The sequence below is a fragment of the Arboricoccus pini genome, from assembly GCF_900187945.1.
GTDB classification, from domain to species: domain Bacteria; phylum Pseudomonadota; class Alphaproteobacteria; order Geminicoccales; family Geminicoccaceae; genus Arboricoccus; species Arboricoccus pini.
On record NZ_FYEH01000001.1, the window covers coordinates 544,641 to 564,968 of the forward strand.

Annotated in this window: 16 protein-coding genes; all 16 read left to right on the forward strand. The window is 65.4% G+C overall.

Going from position 1 to position 20,328, the window contains the following annotated elements; all coding sequences use genetic code 11:
- Positions 1 to 30 precede the first annotated feature (30 nt).
- The 16 genes from CFB17_RS02575 (at position 31) to CFB17_RS02650 (ending at position 20,269) form a co-directional block, all read left to right on the forward strand.
- Positions 31 to 1,767, forward strand: coding sequence for a peptidoglycan D,D-transpeptidase FtsI family protein (locus tag CFB17_RS02575; RefSeq protein WP_088559803.1), 1,737 nt, complete (start codon positions 31 to 33; stop codon positions 1,765 to 1,767).
- Entirely contained in the window at positions 1,742 to 3,199 is a 1,458-nt protein-coding gene (locus CFB17_RS02580) for a UDP-N-acetylmuramoyl-L-alanyl-D-glutamate--2,6-diaminopimelate ligase (RefSeq protein WP_243389679.1), read from the forward strand. The genes CFB17_RS02575 and CFB17_RS02580 overlap by 26 nt, the downstream gene beginning before the upstream one ends.
- On the forward strand, positions 3,196 to 4,575 hold the full coding sequence (locus CFB17_RS02585; RefSeq protein ID WP_088559804.1) for a UDP-N-acetylmuramoylalanyl-D-glutamyl-2,6-diaminopimelate--D-alanyl-D-alanine ligase: 1,380 nt from the start codon (positions 3,196 to 3,198) through the stop codon (positions 4,573 to 4,575). Before CFB17_RS02580 ends, CFB17_RS02585 begins: the two co-directional genes overlap by 4 nt.
- A complete protein-coding gene (gene mraY, locus CFB17_RS02590) occupies positions 4,575 to 5,663 on the forward strand; it encodes a phospho-N-acetylmuramoyl-pentapeptide-transferase (RefSeq protein ID WP_088559805.1) in 1,089 nt (362 codons plus the stop codon). Before CFB17_RS02585 ends, mraY begins: the two co-directional genes overlap by 1 nt.
- Positions 5,660 to 7,054 (forward strand): UDP-N-acetylmuramoyl-L-alanine--D-glutamate ligase, encoded by a 1,395-nt coding sequence (murD, locus tag CFB17_RS02595; RefSeq protein ID WP_088559806.1) that lies wholly within the window; start codon positions 5,660 to 5,662, stop codon positions 7,052 to 7,054. The genes mraY and murD overlap by 4 nt, the downstream gene beginning before the upstream one ends.
- Entirely contained in the window at positions 7,051 to 8,163 is a 1,113-nt protein-coding gene (locus tag CFB17_RS02600; RefSeq protein WP_243389680.1) for an FtsW/RodA/SpoVE family cell cycle protein, read from the forward strand. The genes murD and CFB17_RS02600 overlap by 4 nt, the downstream gene beginning before the upstream one ends.
- Positions 8,160 to 9,290: an undecaprenyldiphospho-muramoylpentapeptide beta-N-acetylglucosaminyltransferase gene (gene murG, locus CFB17_RS02605; RefSeq protein ID WP_088559808.1), complete on the forward strand. Its 1,131-nt coding sequence runs from the start codon at positions 8,160 to 8,162 to the stop codon at positions 9,288 to 9,290. Before CFB17_RS02600 ends, murG begins: the two co-directional genes overlap by 4 nt.
- Complete coding sequence (gene murC / locus CFB17_RS02610) at positions 9,287 to 10,711, forward strand: UDP-N-acetylmuramate--L-alanine ligase (protein WP_088559809.1); 1,425 nt, start codon at positions 9,287 to 9,289, stop codon at positions 10,709 to 10,711. The genes murG and murC overlap by 4 nt, the downstream gene beginning before the upstream one ends.
- 25 nt (positions 10,712 to 10,736) lie before the next feature.
- Positions 10,737 to 11,762 carry a UDP-N-acetylmuramate dehydrogenase gene (gene murB / locus CFB17_RS02615; RefSeq protein ID WP_088559810.1) on the forward strand — a complete coding sequence of 342 codons (1,026 nt, stop codon included), beginning with the start codon at positions 10,737 to 10,739 and terminating at the stop codon, positions 11,760 to 11,762.
- Positions 11,759 to 12,682: a D-alanine--D-alanine ligase gene (locus CFB17_RS02620; RefSeq protein ID WP_088559811.1), complete on the forward strand. Its 924-nt coding sequence runs from the start codon at positions 11,759 to 11,761 to the stop codon at positions 12,680 to 12,682. The genes murB and CFB17_RS02620 overlap by 4 nt, the downstream gene beginning before the upstream one ends.
- On the forward strand, positions 12,670 to 13,572 hold the full coding sequence (locus CFB17_RS02625; protein WP_088559812.1) for a cell division protein FtsQ/DivIB: 903 nt from the start codon (positions 12,670 to 12,672) through the stop codon (positions 13,570 to 13,572). The genes CFB17_RS02620 and CFB17_RS02625 overlap by 13 nt, the downstream gene beginning before the upstream one ends.
- A complete protein-coding gene (gene ftsA, locus CFB17_RS02630) occupies positions 13,569 to 14,861 on the forward strand; it encodes a cell division protein FtsA (RefSeq protein ID WP_088559813.1) in 1,293 nt (430 codons plus the stop codon). The genes CFB17_RS02625 and ftsA overlap by 4 nt, the downstream gene beginning before the upstream one ends.
- 463 nt (positions 14,862 to 15,324) lie before the next feature.
- Entirely contained in the window at positions 15,325 to 16,752 is a 1,428-nt protein-coding gene (ftsZ, locus tag CFB17_RS02635; protein WP_088559814.1) for a cell division protein FtsZ, read from the forward strand.
- 300 nt (positions 16,753 to 17,052) lie between these two features.
- On the forward strand, positions 17,053 to 18,642 hold the full coding sequence (locus CFB17_RS02640) for a CYTH and CHAD domain-containing protein (RefSeq protein WP_088559815.1): 1,590 nt from the start codon (positions 17,053 to 17,055) through the stop codon (positions 18,640 to 18,642).
- 5 nt (positions 18,643 to 18,647) lie between these two features.
- A complete protein-coding gene (locus CFB17_RS02645) occupies positions 18,648 to 19,277 on the forward strand; it encodes a ParA family protein (protein WP_243389692.1) in 630 nt (209 codons plus the stop codon).
- A gap of 104 nt (positions 19,278 to 19,381) precedes the next feature.
- Positions 19,382 to 20,269, forward strand: coding sequence for an outer membrane protein assembly factor BamD (locus CFB17_RS02650; RefSeq protein WP_088559816.1), 888 nt, complete (start codon positions 19,382 to 19,384; stop codon positions 20,267 to 20,269).
- Positions 20,270 to 20,328 lie beyond the last annotated feature (59 nt).

The following is a 20,328-nucleotide window of genomic DNA, read 5'->3' on the forward strand; positions in this document are numbered from 1 at the left end:
TAGGTTGTTGTTGGAGGAGGAGTAGGCTCGATGAGCCCTTCGCTGGACCTTTTGGGTCTGAAGTCGAATCCCAGTCTTCTGAAAGGAAGACGACGGCTCAAGATATTGGGTTTCGGGTTCGGACTTGCCTTTGTGAGCGTGGCGCTGCGCCTGGTCGACATGCTGCCGCCGCAGCCGGCCATCAGCTCGGCTGAGGCCAGCGACGAGGCGGAGGGTGCGGATCATCGCCGTCCCGATATCGTCGATCGCAACGGGGTCCTGCTGGCGACGGACCTGCGGCTGCCATCGGTCTTTGGCGATCCCTTGCTCATCCCCGATCATGCGGCTGCGGCCAAGGCGCTGGCCAAGGTGCTCTCGGGCACCACAGCGGCCGAGTTGCAGGATCGACTGGACAAGGCCAGGCGCTTTACCTGGATCAAGCATCAGGTCTCGCCAAAGGAAGAGGAGGCGGTCCTTCAACTGGGCATTCCGGGCATCGGCTTTAAGGAAGCCGAGCACCGTGTCTATCCCAAAGGTCGCTCGGCCAGCCATATCGTGGGCTTCGTCGACATCGACAATAAAGGCTTGGCCGGGATCGAGTACGGGATCGACCATAATATGGTGGGCTCCATCGACCCCGACGTGCCGGTCCGCCTCAGCATCGACCTGCGGGTGCAGGAGATCGTTGCCGACGAACTGGGCAAGGCGATGGCCCAGTTCCGTCCTATCGGTGGCTGCGGCATCGTGCTCGACCGGGTGACCGGCGAGGTGCTGGCCATGGTCAGCATGCCTGATTACGACCTCAATTATCCCAATGCCGCCGGGCCGGAGCAGCGTCGTAATCGCTGCAGCGGCGGCTCCTACGAATTGGGATCGCTCTTCAAGGTCGTCAGTCACGCCATGTCGCTCGACACGGGCAAGGTGACCTTGCGAAGCACGTTCGATGCGACCGGCAAGCTGCAGATCGGGCGTTTCAGGATTGGCGACGACCACGCCAAGAACCGGGTCATGTCGGTGCCCGAGATCTTTATGTATTCCTCCAACATCGGCACGGCCAGGATGGCCTTTGCGGCCGGCGGCGGTCCGGCGCTCGACTCCTTCCTGCGCAAGCTGGGCTTCTACGATAAGCTGCCTTTGGAGATTCCCGAGGTCGCCAAGCCCATGCGGCCGCATCGCTGGCCTGATATCACGACGGCCACCGTCTCCTTCGGGCACGGCATCTCGATGCCGCCCTTGCAATATCTGGGTGCTGTGGCCGGTCTGGCCGGCGACGGCACGCATGTGCCGGTCACCCTTCTCAGGCGTGATCCGGGCGACATGCCGACGCCGGAGCGTTTCATTCAAGAGAAGACGGCCGCGGACTTGCGCTCGATCATGTATCTGACGGTCGCCAAGGGCACGGGCACGCGTGGCCAGGTCGACGGTTATCTCCTGGGCGGCAAGACGGGCACGGCCGACAAGGCGATCCTTGGGCACAAGGGCTATGACCACAACAAGGTCTTCGCCTCGTTCCTGGCGGCCTTGCCGATCGATAACCCCCGCTATCTCGTCATGGTTAACGAGGATGAGCCCAAGGGCGACAAGAGCACCTACGGCTACAAAGCGGGGGCCTGGGTGGCGGCTCCGGCCGTGAGTAACATCATCAGCCGGATCGCTCCGCTTTTGGGCGTGCCGCCATCGGCGCCAGACACCATATTGAGCTATCAGGACAAATTCCCGCAGACGCGCGGCATTGGCCTCAAGAGTGTGGAGGGCACGAAGCTTGCTGCTGTCGGAGCTGAAGACTGAAGCCGTTCGGTTGATCGGCGACGGCTCCGTGCGGATCGACGGGCTGGCCGCGGATTCGCGCGAGGTCAAGGCAGGCGACCTGTTCGCGGCCGTGCCGGGCGTCAAGGCGGATGGCGCCGGCTTCATCGCGGCGGCGCGCGCGGCCGGTGCTGTGGCGGTCCTGCGCCAGGCCCCCGCCAACGACACGGACGACCTGCCCATTCTCGAGGCGGCGAACGTGCGCTTGGCGCTGGCACAGATCGCCGCCCGTTTCTACGGGCGCCAGCCGGCGACGATGGTTGCGGTCACCGGTACGAACGGCAAATCTTCCATTGCCAGCTTCGTGCGGCAGATCGGTCAATCGCTGGGCATCGCCGCCGCCTCGATCGGGACCTTGGGCGTGCAGGCGCCTGGAATCGACGAGACCTTGGGCCTGACGACGCCCGGACCCATCGCCATCCACCGGATCCTGCAGCGGTTGGCCGATGACGGCGTGACGCTGGCGGCCATGGAGGCTTCCAGCCATGCGCTCGACCAGTATCGACTGGACGGCGTGCGTCTGCGCGCCGCTGCCTTTACCAATTTGACGCGCGATCATTTCGACTATCACGGCGATTTCGAGGCCTATTTCACGGCCAAGGCGCGCCTTTTCCGGGACTTGCTGCCGCGGACGGGCGTGGCTGTGCTCAATGCCGACATCCCGGAGTTCGAGCCGCTCTCGGCGATCGCGCGCGCGCGCGGGCTCGAGGTCATGGACTTTGGCCACAAGGCCGGCGCCCTCAAGCTCGTCCATCAAGCACCGACAGCCCACGGCCAGCTTTTGTCCTTCACGGCGCTGGGGCGGACCGTGACGATCGAAAGCAGCCTCGTCGGCGGCTTCCAGGCGCATAATCTCCTGGCCGCCGTGGGGCTGATGCTGGCAGCTGGCATCGAGCTCGATCGCATCCAGGCCGTGCTGCCGGCCGTCAAAGGCGCCCATGGGCGTGTCGAGCGCGTGGCCGCGCGCGCGCATGGCGCCCCGGTCTTCGTCGATTACGCTCATACTTCAGATGCCCTGGAGCGAGTGCTGGAGGCGCTGCGGCTGCACACGCGCGGTAGGCTGTTCGTCGTCTTCGGCGCGGGCGGCGACCGTGATCCGGGCAAGCGGGCTTTGATGGGCGCGGCGGCGGCGCGGCTGGCCGACCGGGTCTATGTGACCGACGACAATCCGCGCAGCGAGGATCCGGCTGCCATCCGCCAGGCGGTGCTGGCGGGCTGCCCCGGCGGCATCGATGCGGGTGATCGTCGCCAGGCGATCTTCCAGGCGGTGGCCGACCTTGGGCCGGACGACCTTCTGGTCATTGCCGGCAAGGGCCATGAGCGCGGCCAGACGATCGCTGGGACTGTCTACCCGTTCGATGACGAGATGGTGGCGCGCGAGGCCGTGGCGATGGCCGACGGAGTGCCCGCATGACGCCGCTTTGGACCGCTGTCGAGGCCGAGGCCGCCACGGGCGGCAAGGTCTTGGGCCACTGGTCGGTCCAAGCAGTGTCGATCGACACCCGGGCGCTCGGCGAGAAGACGCTCTTCGTGGCGCTGGCCGGCGAAAATCGCGACGGCCATGCCTTCGCCCCCGAGGCCAGCCAGGCCGGTGCCGTCGTCATGGTCGCGCGCGAGGAGGGCCTGCCCGCCGGCGCGCCTCGCCTCGTCGTGCAAGACACGCTGAAGGGGCTGGAAGCGCTGGGCGTGACGGCGCGGGCCAGGACCGATGCGCGCATCGTGGCCGTCACCGGCAGCGTGGGCAAGACCGGCACCAAGGAAGCCCTGCGGCATGTGCTGGCCGCCCAGGACCGGACGCATGCGAGCATCGCCTCTTATAATAATCACTGGGGCGTGCCGCTCTCCTTGGCGCGGATGCCCAAGGCCACGCGCTTTGGTGTCTTCGAGCTCGGCATGAACCACGCGGGTGAGATCAGCGCGCTTACGCGCATGGTGCGCCCGCACGTGGCGATCATCACCCGCATCGCACCGGCTCATCTCGAATATTTCGGCACGCTCGAGAAGATCGCCGATGCCAAGGCCGAGATCTTCGCGGGGCTGGAGCAAGGCGGCGTGGCCGTGCTGCCCCGGGACGATGTGCAGTTCGACCGGCTGGCCCGGGCGGCCCGCGAGAACGGTGCCGATATCGTCAGCTTCGGCAGCCACGAGGCGGCCGACTGGCGCTTGCTCGCCTTCGAGCCAACGGCCGAGGGCTCGCATGTCGAACTGAGCCATAAGGATAGGTCGCTGCGCTTTGCCCTGGGTGCCCCGGGCCGGCATTGGGCGCAGAATGCCCTGGCCGTCCTGGCAGCCGTCGACGCCCTGGGTGGCGACGTCGAGGCCGCGGCCCTGGCCCTGGCCGAGTTTCAGCCGCCCGGCGGTCGCGGCCAACGGCGACCCATCAAGGTGAAGGGTGGCATGGCCCTCCTCCTCGATGAAAGCTACAACGCCAATCCGACCTCCATGCAGGCGGCGATCGACGTCCTGGGCCAGCGCCCGGGCCGGAGGATCGCCGTGCTCGGCGACATGCTGGAGCTGGGCGCCAGCGCACCCGACCTGCATGCCGGGCTCGCCCCCTTACTCAGCGAGGCGCATGTCGACCTCGTCTTTCTAGCCGGACCCTTGATGCGCCACCTCTTCGATGCCCTGCCGACCGATCGGCGCGGCGCTTACCGCCCGACCGCAAAAGAACTCGTTGATCCGGTGGAGGCGGTGCTCCAGCCCGGCGACACGGTCCTGGTCAAGGGCTCGCTCGGCAGCCGAATGAAGTTGATTGTCGATGCACTCGCCGGGAAGGAGGAGGTCGCCTGATGCTGCCTTATTTCCTCCTGCCGATGGCAGAGCACGTCACCTTCTTCAACCTCTTTCGCTATCTGACGTTCAGGACCGGCGGCGCCGTCATGACGGCCCTGTTCCTGAGTTTTTTGATCGGCCCGCCTTTGATCCGCTGGCTGCGCACGGTCCAGCGCGGTGGTCAGCCGATCCGCCTGGACGGGCCGGAATCGCATCTGCTTACCAAGCAAGGCACGCCCACCATGGGTGGGATGATGATCTTGGCGGCGCTCGCGGTCTCGACCCTTCTTTGGGCCGATCTGAGGAACGGCTATGTCTGGATCGTCCTTTTCGTGACGCTGGGCTACGGCGGCCTGGGGTTTGCCGATGACTGGCTCAAGGTGACCAAGCGGCACACGGGCGGTTTATCAGGCCGGCTGAAGCTTCTGGGGCAGGCGGTGATCGGCCTCGTCGCCGCGATCGCCGTCATGCTGATGACGCCGGGCCCCCTGGCGACGGGCATTGCAGTGCCAGTCCTCAAGGAAGTCCTGATCCCGCTGGGCTATTTCTTTCCGCTCTACGCCACCTTCGTGATGATGGGCTCCTCCAACGCCGTCAACCTGACCGACGGGCTGGATGGCCTGGCCATCGTCCCGGTTCTGATAGCCACCGGCTGCTTCGCGCTAATCGCCTACCTGGTTGGCAACGCGATCTTCGCCGCGTATCTGGCTATTCCTTATGTGCCGGGAACGGGCGAGCTCGCCGTTTTTTGCGGCGCCATGGCCGGGGCCTCCCTGGGCTTTCTCTGGTTCAACGCGCCACCCGCCATGGTCTTCATGGGCGATACAGGCTCGCTCTCGGCCGGCGGTGCGCTTGGTGCCATCGCCATTATCGTCAAGCACGAGCTGGTGCTGGCCATCATAGGCGGCCTCTTCGTTCTCGAGGCGGTTTCGGTCATCGTTCAGGTTGCCTCCTTCAAGCTGACCGGCAAGCGCGTTTTCCGCATGGCGCCACTTCACCATCATTTCGAGAAGAAGGGTTGGAAGGAACCCACCATCGTCATCCGCTTTTGGATCTTGGCCATGATCCTGGCCATTGTCGGTCTTTCGACGTTGAAACTGCGATGAGCGCCAGCCCCGCTCTTGCTGCCTGGCAGGGCCGGCCGGTCGGCGTTATCGGCCTAGCGCGGAGTGGCATTGCCGTAGTCAGGGCGCTTGTCGAGGCTGGGGCCCAGCCCGTGGCTTTCGACGATCGGCCATCTGCCCTGGCAACTGCCGTCGGTCTGGGCGCGCGCCAGGGTGCCTTGGCTGACATCTCCTCGTTGAGCCTCCTCGTGGCTAGCCCGGGCATACCCTTTACCCATCCGGCCCCACACCCGGTGTTCGAGGCGGCGAGGGCGGCCGGTGTCGAGATCGTGGGCGATGTCGAGCTCTTTTGCCGGACGCACGAAACGGGACCGATCATCGGAGTCACCGGCACCAACGGTAAATCGACAACCAGCGCGCTCATCCATCACCTCCTCGAAGAGGCTGGCCTGCCATCCCTCCTGGGCGGCAATATTGGCAAGGCTGTCTTCGAACTCAGCCCCGCACCGGGCCAGCCCTTTGTCCTCGAGCTCTCCTCCTTCCAGCTCGACCTCATCAGCCGCTTTCGGCCCAAGGTTGCCGTCTGGCTGAACCTGACGCCCGACCATTTGGATCGGCACGGGTCCATCGAAGGCTATCTGGCGGCCAAGAAGCGGATCTTCATGAACCAGGGCGAAGGTGACATCGCTGTCGTTGCCGTCGACGATGCGATTTCGGCCAAGCTCGCCAATGACCGGGCGCAGTCCAGCCCGAGGCTCATGCGCGTGCGTGTGGGAGAACCCGCGGGCGATGAAATCTTCGTGCAGGCGGGACAGATCAACGATCCTACGATCGGATACGAGCCCGTGGCCGACCTTGCGGGAATCCCCTCCCTGCGCGGCACGCATAACTGGCAGAATGCCGCTGCGGCCTATGCGGCATTGCGGGGGCTGGGATTGCCGCCCGAGCGGTTCGTCCAGGGCTTTGCGAGCTTCAAGGGGCTGCCGCACCGGATGGAAGAAGTGCGCCGCTTCCGCAATCTCTGCCTCGTCAATGACAGCAAGGCCACCAATCCGGATTCGGCGACCAGGAGCCTGGCCGCGTTCGAAAACATCTTCTGGATCGCGGGTGGCAAGGCGAAGCCCGGCGGCTTTGCCAGCCTCGATCCCTACCTCGCCAATGTTCGGCACGGATATTTCATCGGCGATGCGGCAGCCGAGATGATCGCGGCCTTCCAGGGCAAAATCCCGACCACGTCGGCCGGCACCCTGGAGCGGGCGCTGGCCGCCGCCTTCGACGATGCGCGCTCGTCGGGCCTGGAGGCAACGATCCTCCTGGCGCCCGCCTGCGCCTCGTTCGATCAATTCACGAGCTACGAGGCGCGCGGTGAGCGCTTTCGTGAGCTGGCACTTGACCTTGGCACCAGGGCTGAAGTCCGGGAGATCGTCACATGATGCGCTTTGCCCGTACCGATCGGTCGGTCGTCTCCACCTGGTGGTGGACCGTCGACCGTGTGATGCTCTCTGGCCTGGGCGTCCTGGCTTTGGTCGGCATCATCGTCGTCTTCGCGGCCAGCCCGCCCGTGGCAGCGACGCTCAGGTTGCCGCATGATCACTTCATCATCCGGCACATCCTCTTTCTCCTGCCGGCGATCGGGCTGCTCTTTTGTACCTCGCTGCTGGCGCCGCGCGGCGTTCTCAGGCTGGCGATCGGCATGTTCGTGATCTTCGGCCTGATGCTGGCGGTAACGCCGATCATGGCCACCGAGATCAAGGGAGCCAGGCGTTGGATCTCGGTGCTGGGCACGCCCGTCCAGCCATCGGAGTTCGTCAAGCCGGCACTGGTAGTCGTCAGCGCCTTCATCTTGAGCCGCAAGCCGGGCTTCCTGGGCTTCGTCCTGGCGGCCATGCCGGTCGCATTCGTCCTCCTTTTTCTGCTGAGCCAGCCCGATCTCGGCATGACGGCCCTTACCGTGATCGTCTTTTCATCTCAGCTCTTCGTGGCCGGGCTGCCCTGGTTCATCTTCGTCGGCATCGGCGGTGCGGCCGTGCTCGGGCTCTATTCGGCCTTCCATATCTTCGCGCATTTCCATGATCGCGTTGTCAGCTTCCTTGATCCGAACTCGACCGGCTATCAGGTGGAGAAGGCGCTCCGTGCCGTAGCCTCGGGTGGCCTTTTCGGCCGTGGGCCAGGGGAGGGCCTCGTCAAGTTCACCTTGCCCGACGCCCATACCGACTTCGTCTTTGCCGCCACGGCCGAGGAATTCGGCATTCTTGCCTGCCTTATGCTGGTCTCGCTCTTTGCCTTCATGCTGATTCGCGGCCTTAACCGGGCGACCGAAGCGCCCGATCGCTTCTGCCAACTGGCGGCGACCGGGCTGATCGTCGTCTTCGCCAGCCAGGCTTTGATCAATATGGCGGTCAATCTCAACCTGATGCCGACGAAGGGCATGACTCTGCCCTTTGTCAGCTACGGTGGGTCCTCGATGCTTGCCCTGGCTATTGGGATGGGCATGCTGCTGGCGCTGACCCGCAAAGGGGCCAAGCTCGGAACGCCCGGATGAGTGCTTCGCCAACCATCGTCGTTGCCGCCGGCGGCACGGGCGGCCACATGTTTCCGGCGCTGGCCGTCGCGGCGGAACTGCGCGAGCGCGGCTGCCGTGTCGTCATCCTGACCGACAGGCGGGGTGCCCGCTATGTCGGTACCGACGGGCCGGATGGCTGGGAATGCCGGATCGTCGAGGCTGCCAGCCCAAGCGGCAGCCTCTTGCAGAAACTAAAGGGGACCTGGCGCTTGATGCGCGGCGCAAGGCAGGCGCGCCGACTCTGGTCCGAGGTCAGGCCCGATGCGGCAGCCACCTTTGGCGGCTATGCCTCCGTACCCGCAGCTCTGGCGGCGGCCCTGACGCGCACGCCGCTTCTCGTCCACGAGCAGAACGCTGTCTTTGGCCGCGCCAACCGGATGATCGCCAAGGTGGCCCGGATCGTGGCGCTTAGCTTCGCGCAGACGCGGGCGGCGCCGAAGGGTGATCGTGTCCGCGTCACCGGCAACCCCGTGCGCCCAGGCTTCGGCAGGCCAACGTCCCTCGAGCCCAAGACGGGTTTCGGTCTGCTCGTTCTGGGTGGAAGTCAGGGGGCCCGAGTCTTTAGCGACGTGCTGCCGGCGGCCATTGCACTTCTGCCCGATGCGCTGCGTCAGCGATTAAGGCTCCAGCAACAATGCCGGCCGGAGGATCTGGAGCGCGTGCGTGCGGCCTATGCGCAGATGGGTTTCGCAGCCGAGCTGGCCGCTTTTTTCAACGATGTGCCGGCCCGGATGGCCGGAGCCGACATGTTGCTTTGCCGCTCGGGCGCCTCGACGGTGGCCGAGCTCTTGATGCTGGGGAAGCCCGCGATCCTCATTCCCTATCCCTTTGCCGCGGACAATCACCAGGATGCCAATGCCGTCGAGCTCGAGAGGGCCGAGGCGGCCCTGCGCCTGCCGCAGAGCGAGGCCACGCCCGAGCGTCTGGCTGAGATGTTGGCCATGTTGATCGCTCAACCCCTGCGGCTCGATGCCATGCGCCGGGCGTCGGCCGGCATCGCTTGGACCGATGCCGCCGCCCGCCTAGCGGACGCCGTCCTGGCGGGCGTTGCCGAGCCCGCCATTCGCTCCTCCTCGGCCCCAACCATCAGGAATAGCCACTCATGAGCTTCATGCCGCTCGAGATCGGCCCGATCCATTTCATCGGCATTGGCGGCATCGGCATGAGCGGGATCGCCGAGATCCTGGTCTCGCTGGGCTATCGCGTGCAAGGGTCGGATGCGAGCGAGAACGCCAACGTGCAGCGGCTGCGGCAGCTCGGCATCGAGGTCAAGATCGGCCAGCAGGCGGAGAATTTGAGCGAGGCCGGGGTCGTCGTCGTCTCCACGGCCATCAAGCCCGGCAATCCCGAGCTGGAGCGAGCGCGGCAATTGCGTCTGCCGGTCGTGCGTCGCGCGGACATGCTGGGCGAGCTCATGCGCTTCAAGCGCGGCGTCGCGGTCAGCGGCACGCATGGCAAGACGACGACGACGGCCATGGTGGCGGCCGTCCTGGACGCGGCCGGACGGGACCCGACGGTCGTCAATGGCGGCATCATCAATGCCTGGGGCACCAATGCGCGCCTGGGTAAGGGCGACTGGATGGTGGTCGAGAGCGACGAGAGCGACGGCAGTTTCCTGCGGCTGCCGGCGACCATCGGTGTCGTTACCAATATCGATCCCGAGCACATGGATTACTGGGCTTCCTTCGATGCGGTGCGGGACGCCTACCAGACCTTCATCGAGCGGCTGCCCTTCTATGGCCTAGGGGTGCTCTGCATCGACCATCCGGAAGTGCAGGCGCTGATGGCGCGGATCACCGATCGGCGCGTCGTCACCTATGGCTTCAGTCCGCAGGCCGACATTCAGGCCTCAGAGCCCGTCTTCGACGATGGCGCCATGGTTTTCGACATCACCTTCCGCGACCGCGAGGGCCGCATCCAACGGCGGCTGGAGGGCATGCGCCTGGCCCTTCCCGGCCGGCACAATGTCGCCAACGCGCTGGCCGCCATCGCCGTCGGGCGCGAGCTTGGCATCGGTGAATTGCCGATGCGCAAGGCACTGGCGGGCCTCGAGGGCGTCAGGCGGCGCTTTACCCGGACCGGCCTCGTCGACGGCATCGCGATCATCGACGATTACGGTCATCATCCGGTCGAGATCAAGGCCGTCCTGGATACGGCGCGAAGGGCTGCCAAGGGGCGGGTCCTGGCCGTGGTGCAGCCCCATCGCTATACGCGTCTGCGCGATCTCTTCGACGAATTCTGCACGGCCTTCATCAATGCCGATGCCGTCATCGTGGCCCCGGTCTATCCAGCGGGCGAGGCGCCGATCCCTGGCGTCGATGCGGCGGCACTCGTGGCCGGCTTGAAGCAGCATGGCCAGCGCGAGGTCCTGCAGATCGAGGGGCCGGAGGAGTTGGCGGCCCTCGTCGACGGCATGGCGCGGATGGGCGACTATGTCGTCTTCCTGGGGGCGGGCTCGATCAGCCAGTGGGCGAACGCGCTGCCGGCCGAGCTCGAGGCGCGCCGTCGCCGGGAGGGGGCCGCCTGATGCGCTGTGCCAAAGGAGAGGGCCCATGACCCAGGCGGTGAATGCTGGCCCGGCGCTCGTCGATCCACTGACCTTGAAAAGCAGCAGCAACATCGCTGAGGAATTGCCGTCCTTTCGCGGCTCGCTCAGGCGCGGCGTACCGCTGGGTCCGCTCACCTGGATGCGCGTGGGCGGGCCGGCCTCGGTGGTGGCCAATCCCGCCGACGATGCGGACCTTACCCTGCTCCTGCACGAACTCGGGCCCGAGGTTCCGGTCATGCCCCTGGGCGTGGGCTCGAACCTTCTGGTCCGCGATGGCGGCCTCGATGCCGTGATCGTGCGACTGGGCGGCGTAATGGCGCAGGTGATCATCGACGATCATGTCGTCATCGTCGGGGCCGGGGCGCTGGATCAGCGTACCGCTCAGGTGGCCTCGCGCGCGGGCCTGTCGGGCCTGGAATTCATGAACGGCATCCCGGGGACGATCGGCGGTGCGATCAGGATGAATGCGGGCTGCTTTGGCAGTGAGACGGCGGAGCGGCTGCTCTGGGTCGAGGCCATGGACCGGAGCGGCAAGGTGCATCGGGTCAAGCCGGCGGAGCTGGGCTTTAGCTACCGGCATAGCGAATTGCCGGCGGACTGGATCGTGCTCAGGGCCTGCTTCGACCTGGTGGCGGGCGACCAGGGGCGGATCACGCAGCGGATGAACGAGATCCGGACAGCGCGCGAGGCCACGCAGCCGCAAAGGGTGGCCACGGGCGGCAGCACCTTCAAGAATCCCCCCAAGACGGGGCCGGACGGTAATAATCCCGAGGGCAGGCGCGCCTGGGAGCTGATCGACAAGGCCGGCTGCAGAGGTCTGCGACGTGGCAAGGCCATGGTCTCGGACAAGCATTGCAATTTTCTTGTCAATACCGGGGCGGCGAGCTCGGCTGAAATGGAGGCGTTGGGCAAGGAAGTGCGCGCCAAGGTCTTCGCGACCAGCGGCATTCTTCTGGCCTGGGAGATTGTGCGCGTCGGTACTGAGCTGCCGGCCCTGCAGGGCCTGATCGACGAGGGAGTTCCCGCATGAGTGCCAGGAAGCCGCACGTGGCTGTCCTCCTTGGTGGCTGGTCGTCCGAGCGGGAGGTATCGCTGGCTTCCGGCAAGGCCTGCGCCGATGCCCTCGAACGCAGGGGCTATGAGGTGACCCGCATCGATGTCGGGCGTGACGTCATGGCGGTCCTGGCCGCGCTGAAGCCGGATGTCTGCTTCAACGCCCTGCATGGCGCGTTCGGCGAGGACGGGCGGATCCAGGCCGTCCTCGATATCATGGGCATTCCCTATACGCATTCGGGCGTCCTGGCTTCCGCCGTGGCCATGGACAAGACTATGGCAATCCGGCTGTTCCGCCAGGCGGGGATAGGTACGCCCGAGGGCTACGAAACGACGCTCGAGGAACTTGGCCGCGCGGGTCCACGGATCGATGCGCCCTTCGTCGTCAAGCCGGCGGCCGAGGGCTCGAGCGTTGGCGTGTTCATCCTGCCCGACGGCGACACGCGGCCGATCTTCAGCCGCAACGCCCTCGATCTCGCCAAGCGGGTCCGGGTCGAGCGCTTCATTGCCGGCCGCGAGCTCACCTGCGGCGTGCTCGACCGCGAGCCCTTGGCCGTGACCGAGATCGTCCCCAAGGACGGATTCTACGATTATCGCGCCAAATATACCGAGGGCTTTGCCTATCACGTCGTTCCAGCCGAGATCCCGCCGGCGATCGAGGCCCTGGTCCAGGACTGGTCGCAGCGGGCCTATGACGCGCTGGGCTGCCGGGGCGTCGCCCGCTGTGACTTCCGCTATGATCCAAGCTTGGCTGAGGAAGGGCTTTCGCTCCTCGAGGCCAATACGCAGCCTGGCATGACGCCACTCTCGCTGGTCCCGGAGCAGGCGGCCTATCGCGGTATCGACTTCGACGAGCTCGTTGATCGTTTGGTGAAGGAAGCCCGATGCGACCATTGATGCGTCCGAGCGCGCCGCCGGTCGAGGAACCCGTCAGATCGGTGGTCCGCGAGAACCGGGTGCCCGAGCGGCAAAAGCCCACACCGCGTTGGGTGAAGCGGCTGCGCACCTTTGGGATTGTCCTGGCGGCCGTCGGCATCGTCGCAGGCGGCGGTTACGTTGCGATCGACGAGGGGGTGTTGGCCAAGCTGCAGGGTGGCTTGCGCGATGGTGGCGAGGTGCTGAGCGCCAAACTCGGGCTCTCTGTCCAAGATGCCTATTCCGAGGGCCGCCATTCGACCAATGCCGAGGCGCTGGCGGCGGTGATCCAGCCCGTCATCGGCAAGAGCATCGTTCTTCTCGATACGGAGGCGCTGCGCGAGCAGGTCGAGCATCTGCCCTGGGTGCACAGCGCGACCGTCAAGCGCTTGCTGCCCTCGACGATCTTCGTCCATATCGAGGAATATAATGCCGTGGCCCTCTGGTTCGACGGCCAGGAGACCAAGGTGGTCTCGAGCGACGGCGAAGTCCTGCCGGTCAAGGATCTGCGGCCCTTCCTCGACCTTACCCTCCTGCATGGCGAGGGTGCCCCGGCGGCGGCGGCCGACCTCTTGGACGTGCTCAAGTCCGAGCCCGATCTGGCCGCACGTGTCACGGCAGCCGGCCGGGTCGGCCAGCGGCGCTGGAACATCTTCCTGGACGGTAGGATCGAGGTCAGGCTGCCTGAGCATGATTTTGCCACCGCCTGGCACCGCCTGGCCGACTATGAGCGGCGTAACAAGATCCTGGCCAGGGCTGTGGATTCGATCGACATGCGCAGTCCGAGCTGGACCGCCGTGCATCTCAAGAGCGACGAGAAAGAAACGAACGCCGCCCCGATCATGGCGGCCGCGGAGAAGCGTGGCACATGAGCATCCTTACAGCCGGACGCCGCAAGGTCGAAGCCAAGGCCAGCCGGGCGCGGGGCGAGCCCGTGACGGTGCTCGACATCGGCACCAGCAAGATCTGTTGCTATATCGCCCGTCCGACGCGCGGCCGCGGCCTCGAGGTCATGGGCAGGGGCTATCAGATCGCCGATGGCATCAAGGCCGGCGAGGTGATCGATGCCGACGCAGTCGAGGATTCGATCCGGGCGGTGCTGCACGAGGCCGAGCAGTTCACCGGCGAGCAGATCCGCGAGGTCACGGCCGTCGTCGGTGGCGGCCGGCCCCGCTCGGTGCATGTCCGGGTCGAGCGTCCCTTGAACGGTCGGGCGGCCACCGCCGAAGATGTCCGCACCGCCTTGCAGCGTGTGCGAGAGGAACTGACCGATCCGGACTTCGTCGTCCTGCACTTGGTGCCGGTCGAGATGGCCATCGATGGCGGCCGGCCACTACGCGACGTGCGTGGCATCTCGGGCCAGGTGCTGGAGATCCTGGCGCATGCCGTGGTGGCGGACGCCGCCCCCATTCGCAACCTCGTCAACTGTATCGAGCGCTGTCACGTCGATGTGACCTCGCTCGTAGCCTCCTCCTACGCGGCGGCCCTTGGTGCCGCCGGCGACGAGGAGCTGGATCGCGGCTGCGTCGTCCTCGATATCGGTGCCGGCACGACCCAGATGGCGTTCTTCGCGCAGGGCCGGCTCATCTGGCTGGACCGTATAGCCAAGGCGGGGGATCGGATCGTCGGTGACATCGCCTATGGTCTTTCGACCAGCCGCCGGGCGGCGGAGCGGGTGATGAACCTGCACGGCTCGGTAGCGTGGCGGGCCTCCGACGATAATGTCCGCATCGAGTATCCCATGCAGGGCGATCGCGATGACGAGCCCTCGGGCGAGGTCTCGCGTACGCGGCTCACGTTCATCATCCGTTCGCGCATGGAGGATATTCTCCGCGAGCTCATGGGGCGGATGGACAAGGCGCATGCGATGCTGGGCGGCTGCACCGCTAAGACAATGGTCCTCACTGGCGGTGCCGCCCAGATCGACGGCATGACGGAGCTATGCGAGGAGCTGTTCGGCATCGAGGCTAGGGTGGGGCGACCGACCACGCTGGGCGAGCCCGGCGGCAATGGCGAAAGTCCCTGCTGTGCGGCCTCGGCGGGCGGCCTCATGCTCAAGACCAGCGAGACTCCGGCTGTCAATTGGTGGGAGGTCGACGACCAGCCGACCATCACCCATGGCATCGCCCGGCTGAGGGAGTGGCTGCGGCAGAATTTCTAGCAGCAGCCGCTGCGCAGAAACCAAAGATCGAAAGTTTAGATAAAATATCGCGTAAATTCCGCGAGTTTTTTTCTGTGCTGCTCATCTTTGCCCCTGCCATTCCGATGAAATTCGGTTATGCAGCAAGGAGAACCCCGCGTTGGCGGGGGCGTCGATTGTTGCAGAAGCGCGGCACTCGTCCAGTTTTCGTCAAGGTGCCGCTCCCTAAAGGGTCTTTGACGGTTGCTGAAACGGGACAGTCGGAGATTTTCTATAGTCGGGAGCCGGGGATTCATCCGGCCACGACAGGTCCTGCGCCGTGCTTGCCCCACGGCGTTGTTTGACGAGCGACGCGAGCCCCGCCGGGTTCTTGGTCCCAAGCGAGCTTGCGTGTTCGTTGGTCCAGGCCGGGGCGGCCATATCTGCAGGACGCGCCATAAGCGCATAAGCGGACGCCATTAGAGCGGACGGAGGAGAAGACAGGATGACGATCAACCTCTCGATTCCCATGACCCACGAGCTGAAGCCGCGGATCACCGTCGTCGGTGTTGGTGGCGCTGGTGGTAATGCCCTGAACAACATGATCACCTCGCATCTCGAAGGCGTGGAGTTCATGGCCTGCAACACCGACGCGCAGGCGCTGGCGAACTGCCTGCCCGAGCGCAAGGTGCAGCTTGGTGTGACGCTGACGCACGGCCTTGGGGCCGGCGCGCGTCCCGAGGTCGGCCGCGCTGCAGCCGAGGAGGCGCTGGACGAGATCTTGGAGCAGCTCCAGGGCAGCCACATGGTCTTCATCACCGCCGGCATGGGCGGTGGCACCGGCACCGGTGCGGCACCGGTGATCGCGCGCGCCGTTCGTGAGCAGGGCATCCTTACCGTGGCGGTCGTCACCAAGCCCTTCCAGTTCGAGGGCTCGCACCGGATGCGCCTGGCCGAGAGCGGCCTCAGCGAGCTGCAGAAATATGTCGACACGCTGATCGTCATTCCGAACCAGAATCTCTTCCGCATGGCCAATGAGCGGACAACGTTCGCCGAGGCCTTCAAGATGGCCGATCAGGTCCTGCACATGGGCGTGCGTGGCGTTACCGACCTCATGATCATGCCGGGTCTGATCAACCTGGACTTCGCCGATATCCGCACCGTGATGAGCGAGATGGGCAAGGCCATGATGGGCACGGGCGAGGCCGACGGCGATCGCCGCGCCATCGACGCTGCCGAAGCCGCCATCTCGAACCCGCTTTTGGACGAGGTATCGATGCAGGGTGCCCGTGGCGTCCTCATCAATATCACCGGCGGCAGCGACATGACCCTCTACGAGGTCGATGCGGCGGCCAATCGTATCCGCGAGGAAGTCGACCAGGACGCCAATATCATCTTCGGCTCGACCTTCGACAGTTCGCTCGAGGGCAGTATGCGCGTCTCGGTGGTGGCGACCGGCATCGATGCCCACGTGCCCGAGGCCGTCGAACTGGCCTACCCTCAGGCCGCCCAGACGCCGAACATGCCGGAGGCGGCGCCGATGCCGACGTTCCGCTTCAACGCCCGCGCGGTCAGCCCGCAGCCGGCTCCCGTTTCGGCGCAGCGGCCGGCTGCCGCTAATCCGGGCCTGGCTTCGACCTTGCGCCAGCAGGCGCCGGCCGAGTTGCCGGCTGAGCCCTCCTCCTCGGGTCTGCCGAGCTTCGTGCCGCAGCCTGTCGGCGGTGACAACCGTCGGCACGAGAGCAGCGAGCGCGCACCCAATCTGTTCGATCGCATGAAGGGCCTGGCCTTCTCGCGCGGCGCAGCAGCGGCGGCACAGTCCGCCGAGGAGCCGAGCGAGGCAACCGTCAAGTCTTCCGTGCTCAATCCCGCTTCCGAGCGCGACGAGGATGACATGCCGGCCTTCCTGAAGCGCGAACGCATGTCGGTCTGATTAGCGTCGCAAAAGAGGCTATAGAGAACGTTGAGGGACGGGCCGGAGGGGTCCGTCCCTTTCGTCTTTCTACTCGGGCGCGCGAAGGCGCCTCCCGCTCGTCCTGATGTGCGCGATCCTGCCCTTTGCCCGGGCCGCCTTGGTTCACGAGGAATCTCGGTCATGAGCAAGTCGCCTTGCGTTCGCTGCACTTCCCGGCGATAGAAGGGCCATGGCTATCGGCCAGGCCCCGTGTGGTTTTGGCACCCGCCTTAGACCGAGAGAGAGGCGAGCCTCTCTGTCGCAACGGATAAAGGGTCGATGTCGCCGGATTCGCCTTTGCCGGAGCCGCCTCTGGAAGTCGAGCTGAAGCTGCGGTCGACCGAGGCCGGCATGGCGAGCCTTGCCACCTGCGAATTGCTGACGCGCCATAGCCGTACGCCACTCAAGCGGGGCAAGCTCAAGAGTATCTATTTCGATACGCCGGATTTTCGGCTGGCGCAGCAGGGTCTGGCGCTCAGGATCCGCAAGGACGGCCGCCGCCTGATCCAGACCGTCAAGGGCGAGGCGATCACAAGCTCGATCGCGAAAGATCGGCCGGAATGGGAAGTCGATCTTAAGGAAGCAAGACCCGACCTCAAGGCCTTCGGCGACGGGACTCTGCTCGATCGGGTGGGTGTGGTTCTTCCCGAGGAACTGGAAGCGCTCTTCGAGTCGGTGGTCGAGCGCTCTCGTACCTTGCTTGACTGGACCGACCAGGCTGGGCGGGGTGCCGTGATCGAGGTCGCCTTCGACAACGGCAGCATCGTCGGCAAGGGCCGACGCCAGGTCTTTAGTGAGCTGGAGCTGGAGCTCAAGGAAGGCAGCTCTCAGGCCCTCTACGAGTTGGCTGACGCCCTACGCGGTGTAGCCCCGCTGGCGATTGAGACGGTCTCGAAAGCGGGCAGGGGCTATGGCCTGGTCGCTGGTCTGACACCCGGTCCCCGCAAGGCTGGCAGCCCTGAGCTTGACCAGGACATGCAGGTGGAGGAGGGCATGCGGCGAATCTTTCGCAGCGCCCTTAGCCATTTGCTCGACAACGAGCAGTCGGCCGAAATTGGCCGTGATCCCGAAGGCGTGCATCAGATGCGCGTCGCCCTGCGTCGGCTACGTTCCGCCCTGACGATCTTCCAGCCGGCGATCGGCCAAGCGGCGGCACAGCGTTGGAACGAGGAATTCCGCTGGTTGATCGGTAGGCTGGGCCCTGCGCGCGATCTCGACGTGTTCGACAAAGACATGCTGGCGTCGATCGATTCCGGCGAGCCGGGCAAAGTGCCTTTGGCTACCCTCCAGGCACTGACGGCCGAGGCCCGCGGTAAGGCTTATGATCAGGTTCGCGCGACACTCAAAGGTGATCGCTATGCCGAGATGGCGCTGGGCTTCGCGCTCTGGGTCGAGCTGGCCAAATGGCGCGAGGAGGGCGGCGATCCAGCCGTTTTCGCGACGCCGCTTGGTGGCTTTGCCGTGGAGACGCTGGAAAAGCGCTATCGGCGTTTGTTGAAGCGCGGCCGGCATTTCGATCATCTGGGCGATGAGTCGCGTCACGAGATGCGCAAGACCTTGAAGAAGCTGCGCTACGGCGTCGAATATTTTGGCGGTCTCTTCGAGTCTGAGCAGATGCGGGCTTTCGCGCGCAAACTGGCCGATTTTCAAGACGAACTCGGCCATCTGAACGACGTGGCGGTAGCGGCGGGGTTGGCCCTTTCGCTCGCTGGGCGGCGGGACGGTCCCGGCGCTCGCCATGCGGCGATCGGTGCCGGCATCGTCGTCGGCTGGCACGCGGCCGCGGCGGACGGCCACAAGCGGCGAGCGAGTATCAATTGGCGCGCCTTCAGGCAGACGACGCCCTTCTGGCGGGAGGCTCGTTCTTGATCCGTGTGCTGGTCACGAATCTGAAGGGTGGCTGTGGCAAGACCACGATCGCGACCAATCTGGCGGGTGCCTTCGCCCGCGGCGGCCTCGCGACGGCGCTGGCCGACGTCGACCGGCAGCAATCCAGCCTCGAATGGCTGAAATTGCGGCCCGCCGAAGCGGCCGCCATCCAGGCGCTGGACTGGCGCAAATCGGTGAGCGACGAGTCGTCGGGTGTGCAGCGCCTGGTGATCGATGCACCGGCCAATCTCCGCATGAAGGAGGTCGAACTGCTGATTGCCCAGGCAGACATCGTCATCGTGCCGGTCCTCCCCTCGATCTTCGACGAGGGTAGCACGCGACGTTTCGTGCGCCGGCTGGACGAGATTAAGCCGATCCGCAAGGGTAAGAAGGGCGTGCTCCTGGTGGCGAACCGGCTGCGCAGCCGCAATCGGGCAACGCAGCGGCTGGAGATGTTCCTGGGCGAAATCGGCATGCCGGCGGTGGCAAGGTTGGCGGATCGGGCGCTTTATGCGGAGCTTGCGACGCAAGGCCTCACCGTTTTCGATCCACAAGCCGGCCGGGCATCCTTGCAAGGCGAGCAGATTAGGGCCGAATGGCGACCTCTTCTGCGCGCGATCGAGGACGAGGCATAACGCATCGATGGCGATGCCCGTATGGCGGCGATCCGTCGTCTTGAGTATGGTCGGCGGCAAGGTAAGGCAAAGCCCGGCGCCAGATGGGGGCAAGTGAACTATTCATGATTGAACGTTTGAGGGCGGACGCAAGGTCCGCCATCGTCGGCGAAACGGTGCGCCCGGCAAGGCGGGACGCGAAGCGCAACGGCTGGAACGGCACGCGCGGGAGGATCGCGGCTTCGCTCCTCGTCCTGACGCTTGCGGTGGCCGGTTGTACGAAAAAGGAGGCGCCCTATATCGAGCAACCCGTCGATGACCTCTACAACAAGGCGCAAGATCAGCTGCAGCAGGGCAATTATGCTGCGGCGGCATCTGCGTTCGAGGAAGTGGACCGGCAGCATCCTTATTCGGAATGGGCCACCCGCGCCCAGCTGATGTCGGCCTATGCCTATTACGAGGCCAACGATTACGATGCCTCGGTCGATGCGGCCCAGCGCTATATCGACCTGCATCCGGGCGCCCCGGACGTGGATTACGCCTATTATCTCATCGGCGTCGATTATTACGAGCGGATCTCGGACGTCCGGCGCGACCAGGAAATGACGCAGAAGGCTCGGGATGCCTTCAATGAGCTCATTCGCCGCTTCCCCGATTCTGATTATGCCCGCGATGCCAAGCTCAAGGTCGATCTGACGGAAGATCATCTTGCCGGCAAGGAGATGGCGATCGGGCGCTATTATCAGGATCGCGGCGAGTACGTGGCGGCCATCAACCGTTTTCGCGCCGTCCTCGAGGGCTATCAGACGACGACGCAGGTGCCCGAGGCGTTGATGCGTCTGGTCGAATGCTATCTGGCCTTGGGTGTCCGCAATGAAGCCCAGAACGCCGCGGCCGTGCTCGGCTACAATTTCCCCGAGACGGTCTGGTACGAGCGTGCCTATAGCCTCCTCCAGGGACAGAATCTTGAACCCAAGCGCGACCAGGGCTCGTGGCTCAGCCGGATCTTCTGATCCGGCCCGGGCATACCATCTCTGGTCCATGAGGGACCGCATCAGGCTTGCATTCATCG

What these genes read in the sequence shown, in the direction of transcription:
- CFB17_RS02575 (WP_088559803.1), top strand. Translation starts at nt 31, where the DNA reads ATGAGCCCTTCGCTGGACCTTTTGGGTCTGAAGTCGAATCCCAGTCTT.
- CFB17_RS02585 (WP_088559804.1), top strand. Translation starts at nt 3,196, where the DNA reads ATGACGCCGCTTTGGACCGCTGTCGAGGCCGAGGCCGCCACGGGCGGC.
- mraY (WP_088559805.1), top strand. Translation starts at nt 4,575, where the DNA reads ATGCTGCCTTATTTCCTCCTGCCGATGGCAGAGCACGTCACCTTCTTC.
- murD (WP_088559806.1), top strand. Translation starts at nt 5,660, where the DNA reads ATGAGCGCCAGCCCCGCTCTTGCTGCCTGGCAGGGCCGGCCGGTCGGC.
- CFB17_RS02600 (WP_243389680.1), top strand. Translation starts at nt 7,051, where the DNA reads ATGATGCGCTTTGCCCGTACCGATCGGTCGGTCGTCTCCACCTGGTGG.
- murG (WP_088559808.1), top strand. Translation starts at nt 8,160, where the DNA reads ATGAGTGCTTCGCCAACCATCGTCGTTGCCGCCGGCGGCACGGGCGGC.
- murC (WP_088559809.1), top strand. Translation starts at nt 9,287, where the DNA reads ATGAGCTTCATGCCGCTCGAGATCGGCCCGATCCATTTCATCGGCATT.
- murB (WP_088559810.1), top strand. Translation starts at nt 10,737, where the DNA reads ATGACCCAGGCGGTGAATGCTGGCCCGGCGCTCGTCGATCCACTGACC.
- CFB17_RS02620 (WP_088559811.1), top strand. Translation starts at nt 11,759, where the DNA reads ATGAGTGCCAGGAAGCCGCACGTGGCTGTCCTCCTTGGTGGCTGGTCG.
- CFB17_RS02625 (WP_088559812.1), top strand. Translation starts at nt 12,670, where the DNA reads ATGCGACCATTGATGCGTCCGAGCGCGCCGCCGGTCGAGGAACCCGTC.
- ftsA (WP_088559813.1), top strand. Translation starts at nt 13,569, where the DNA reads ATGAGCATCCTTACAGCCGGACGCCGCAAGGTCGAAGCCAAGGCCAGC.
- ftsZ (WP_088559814.1), top strand. Translation starts at nt 15,325, where the DNA reads ATGACGATCAACCTCTCGATTCCCATGACCCACGAGCTGAAGCCGCGG.
- CFB17_RS02640 (WP_088559815.1), top strand. Translation starts at nt 17,053, where the DNA reads ATGTCGCCGGATTCGCCTTTGCCGGAGCCGCCTCTGGAAGTCGAGCTG.
- CFB17_RS02650 (WP_088559816.1), top strand. Translation starts at nt 19,382, where the DNA reads ATGATTGAACGTTTGAGGGCGGACGCAAGGTCCGCCATCGTCGGCGAA.